We start from the raw sequence: 3,994 nt of genomic DNA, 5'->3' as shown, positions 1-3,994 counted from the left end.
CGTGTGGGCGGTGGGCGCGGTCGCCAGCCGCACCACACCGAGCACGCCGAGGCAGGCGGCGCCGCGGAGCAGCGTGCGGCGGCACGACAAGGCAGACCTGTCAGCAGGTTTGTCATACTGCATGACTTACTGCTCTCACGGTCCCGGGCCCGCGTGCGGCACCCCGCGACCGTGTCCGGCGGGAAGTACCCGGACGCCCCTGCCGGCGCGACGCCGCCGCGAAGTGGTGCTTTGCTGGGTGCGGGTGTGCTCAGCCGCCGCGCGGCACCACGGCGGCCAGCACGGACGGCAGTCCGACCCAGTCCGAGCTGGCGACGCTCGCCCCGGCGGCGGCCAACTGCCCGACCCGGGCCAGCGCCTGCGCCTCCGTCGGGTTCCGTCCGTCGATGGCCGGCGGCACCCGGTGCACGGACGTCATCACCAGCAGGTAGTTGTGCCGCAGGTACCAGCGGGTGTCGATCGAGCCGTCGGTGTACGCGGAGGCGTCACCGTCGAAGACCACGAACCAGGGCCGCAGGGAGGCGTCGGAGTAGCGCCGCACCCGGGGGTCGCCGGCCTCCGCGTGGTGCACGGCGGGGAAGGCGGTGGCCGAGGCCAGTCGGCCGCCGGCCGCCAGGTCGCGCAGATGTGTGGCGTACTCGCGGTCGGTCCACAGGGTGTCGAACGGGTTGCCCTCCTCGACCGTGCCGGGGATGAGGTGGATCAGGAAGCGCCCGGCCAGCTCGGCGCGGCTGGGCCAACCCTTCGCGCGTACCGCCTCGTCGAGGTCGCGGTGGCCGGCCGCCAGTTCCGCCGGACGGTACACCTTCTGCCCCAGGTGGCGGTCGACCAGCGCGTCGAACGCCGCCGGGCCGCGCCCGCCGACGGCGTTGAAGCCGTCCTTCATCTCGAACTTGAGCAGGATCGGCCGGTGGCCCGGATGGGCGTCGCTCCAGGTGCGCAGGTCCGACAGGCAGCCCTCCAGGCGCCGGTCCCGCGCGCCGGAGCGGAGGCCGTCGGGAGTGGTGGCGCCCACGCAGTTGTTGTCGTTCCACAGGGGGGTGTCGTGGGAGACCCGCCAGCCGGAGCCGAACCCGTTGGTCCACACGTCGAGTTCGAGCATCGCGGCGCCTGAGTCGAGGGCGTCGGCGAGGTACCGGAACGCGCTCTTCTCGTACGCGTTGTGCACGCCGACGCCGGTGCCGTCGGGGTAGGGGAGCGAGCCGGTGTCCCGGGCGTGTGCCGGGGTGAGCGCGGTGACGGCGGCGAGCAGCGCCGCGACGAGTGGAACGGTGAACCGGCGCATGCGGCACCGCCTTTGCTGTCCGGTGGGGGCGGGCAGGGATCAGGTCCCGGACAGCGTAGGGAAGTCAGGTGTTCTGTCCACAGGTGCGGCGTGAACTCTCGCTGAAAACAAAGGAGTTGTGCAAAGAAGCCCGATGGCTCAGGCGACCAGGCGGAGGGCCGCGGCCGGTGCGCCCGAGACGCCGAAGTCGCGGCAGACGGCGCCCGCGGCCCGGCGCGCGGAGTAGAGCGCGCCCTGGGCTGTGCCGGTGTCGCGGTGGTCGCCGCAGACGTAGAGCCCGGCCAGTACCCGCACCGGCCGCCGAGCGTCGTGCGGGGCGGGCATCGCCGGTACGGCGTGCGGCTCGCGGAAGCCCTCCAGCAGCTCCCAGTGTCCGGCGTCCACGCCGTGCAGCGCGCTGAGCTGGGGGCGGGCCGCGCGGTCCAGGCAGGCCAGCGAGTCGTGCGCGCGGCGGCCGAGGACCACGGAGGTCACCAGGGTGCGCCCCGGCAGCGCACGGGACGGGTCGACGGCGGACGCCACCATCGAGTGGGCGACCGGGCCGCGCCGTTCACTGTCGATGATCAGCGAGGTCAGCGGCCCGTCGGGGTTCGGCGGGGCGGCGTCGGCGGCGTGGTGCAGCACCGTGACGGGGTGGTACTCCGGCACCCGCAGGCCGGGCAGCAGAACGGCCGCCTCGGCGGCGCCGGTGGCTATCAGCACGGCCCGGCAGCGCAGCCGTCCGTGCGCGGCCGTGTCGACGGCGTTCACCGACACCGACACCGCCCGTACCCCGGTCCGCACCGTGCCCTCGGGGAGCGCTCCGGCCAGCAGCTCCGGCACGGACGCCGAGCCGCCCGCCGGCAGGCACAGCCCGCGCCTGGCGAAGCCGCGCAGCGCCAGGTCCACCACCCGGCTGGAACTGCTCAGGTCCGGATCGCCGAGCAGCGCGCCGACCAGCGGGCGCAGCATGCCGTCGACCGTGCGGCTCGGTACCCCGCGCGCGGCCAGCGCCCGTCCGGCCGGCAACTCCGAGCGGGCCGCGAGGCGTTCGACCGGTGTGCCGGCCAGCCGGGAGAGCTGGTGGCGGAGCCGGGCGGCGTCGAGCGCGCCGGTGAGCGTACGGGACCGGCCGCGAGCGGGCGCCACGCCGCGCCCGGGCCGCAACGTGCGGTGGCCGCTGACCCGGACGCTGCGCTCGGCGCCCCGCAGTACCGCGCCCGGCGCGAACGGCCGCAGCGCGAGCGCGCCGAGCGCCGGGAGGTTGCTCAGCTCGGGCCAGTCCGGGCAGAGCAGCTGCCCGCCGTGGTCGAGCCGGTAGCCGTCGAGCCGGGTGGTGGCCATCCGGCCGCCGACCGCCGGCGACGCCTCCACCACCAGGACGTCGAGCCCGGCCCCGGTCAGGTGGTGCGCCGCGGCGAGTCCCGCGAGGCCGCCGCCGATGACGATCACGTCGGCGGTCTGGGAACGGTGTACGGGTGTTGTGGGTGCTGTGCCGAGCACATGCCCTCCCCGAAAGTCGTGGCCCGATGACGGGCTGATGCCCGCGACCGGCCGAATCAATGCGGGCGCCGGCCACGACCTTACGAAAGGCGCCGCACCCGCCGCAGGAGCACGCCACCCGGGCACGGGCGCACGGCGGTCGCACAGACGTGTGAGTCGTGCACCGGCCGTACGCGCCCGCCCGCCGGGTCGACGCGGGAGCCCGCTCGTACCGGAGCCCGCCCCCGCGGCGTCCGGCTCAGGGGGCGGCCACGGTGGGCAGCGCGGCGCGGACGGCGTCCTCCACCCGGGGGAACGCGAAGCGGAAACCGGACTCCAGCAGCCGCACCGGCAGCACACGCTGACTGCCCAGCACCTCCTGGGCGAAGCCGCCGAGCGCGACCCGCAGCACCGGGGCCGGTACCGCCGCCACGGTGGGCCGGCGCAGCACCCGGCCCATGGCGGCCGTCACCTCCCGGTTGGTGACCGGGTTCGGCGCGGTGAGGTTGACCGGGCCGGACAGCCCGGGCGTCTCCAGCAGATGCCGCAGGGCGGCGACGTGGTCGTGCAGCGCGATGTGGCTCCAGTACTGCCGGCCGTCGCCCAGCCGCCCGCCGAGCCCGGCGCGGAAGATCGGGAACAGCTTCCCCCAGGCGCCGCCCTCGGCGGCGACCACCAGGCCCGTCCGGGCGAACACGGTCCGCACACCGGCGGCCGTCGCCGGTGCGGCGGCCGCCTCCCAGGCCACGCACACCTCCGCGAGGAAGCCGTCGCCCGGCGGGTCGGCCTCGTCCACCGCGCGGTCGCCGGTGTCGCCGTAGTAGCCGACGGCACTGCCGCACACAAGCGTCGCCGGCGGCGCGTCGAGCGAGGCCAGCGCCTCCGCGAGCGCGGCGGTGCCCCGCACCCGGCTCTCGCGGATCTCCCGCCGGTAGGACTCCGTCCACCGGCTGTCGCCGACGCCGGCGCCCGCCAGGTGGAAGACGGCCTCGCAGCCGACAAGGCCCGCGGTGTCGACGCGTCCTGCCCGGGGATCCCACTCGACCTCGTCGCCGGCCCCGGCCGGCCGTCTGACAAGGCGGACCACCTCGTGCCCGTCCTGTCGCAGCGAACGCAGCAGGGCGCTGCCGATGAGGCCGGAGGAACCCGTGATCGCGATGCGCATGACCCCATACTGCGGGACGCCGCCGCCTCCCGCCGAGCACCGCCGGATATCGCTGGACGACGGCCGCGCGTGCCGGGCAGAGT

The 3,994-nt window shown here is 75.7% G+C and carries 3 protein-coding genes; all 3 read right to left on the bottom strand.

The annotated features are described in order from the left end of the window. Positions 1-250: 250 nt before the first annotated feature. Entirely contained in the window at positions 251-1,285 is a 1,035-nt protein-coding gene (locus tag GL263_RS22980) for a phosphatidylinositol-specific phospholipase C domain-containing protein (protein WP_182857658.1), read from the bottom strand. 138 nt (positions 1,286-1,423) lie between these two features. Further along, positions 1,424-2,767, bottom strand: a complete 1,344-nt coding sequence (locus GL263_RS22975; RefSeq protein WP_182857657.1) for an NAD(P)/FAD-dependent oxidoreductase — start codon at positions 2,765-2,767, stop codon at positions 1,424-1,426. A 238-nt stretch (positions 2,768-3,005) separates the two neighbouring features. Further along, a complete protein-coding gene (locus GL263_RS22970) occupies positions 3,006-3,911 on the bottom strand; it encodes a TIGR01777 family oxidoreductase (protein WP_182857656.1) in 906 nt (301 codons plus the stop codon). Between the last annotated feature and the right edge of the window lie 83 nt (positions 3,912-3,994).

The sequence above is a fragment of the Streptomyces durbertensis genome (assembly GCF_014156695.1).
Classification (GTDB): Bacteria; Actinomycetota; Actinomycetes; order Streptomycetales; family Streptomycetaceae; genus Streptomyces; species Streptomyces durbertensis.
The sequence above is the reverse complement of the archived record's forward strand: the minus strand, read 5'-3'. Positions and strand labels throughout refer to the sequence as shown.

What these genes read in the sequence shown, in the direction of transcription:
- GL263_RS22980 (WP_182857658.1), bottom strand. Translation starts at nt 1,285, where the DNA reads ATGCGCCGGTTCACCGTTCCACTCGTCGCGGCGCTGCTCGCCGCCGTC.
- GL263_RS22970 (WP_182857656.1), bottom strand. Translation starts at nt 3,911, where the DNA reads ATGCGCATCGCGATCACGGGTTCCTCCGGCCTCATCGGCAGCGCCCTG.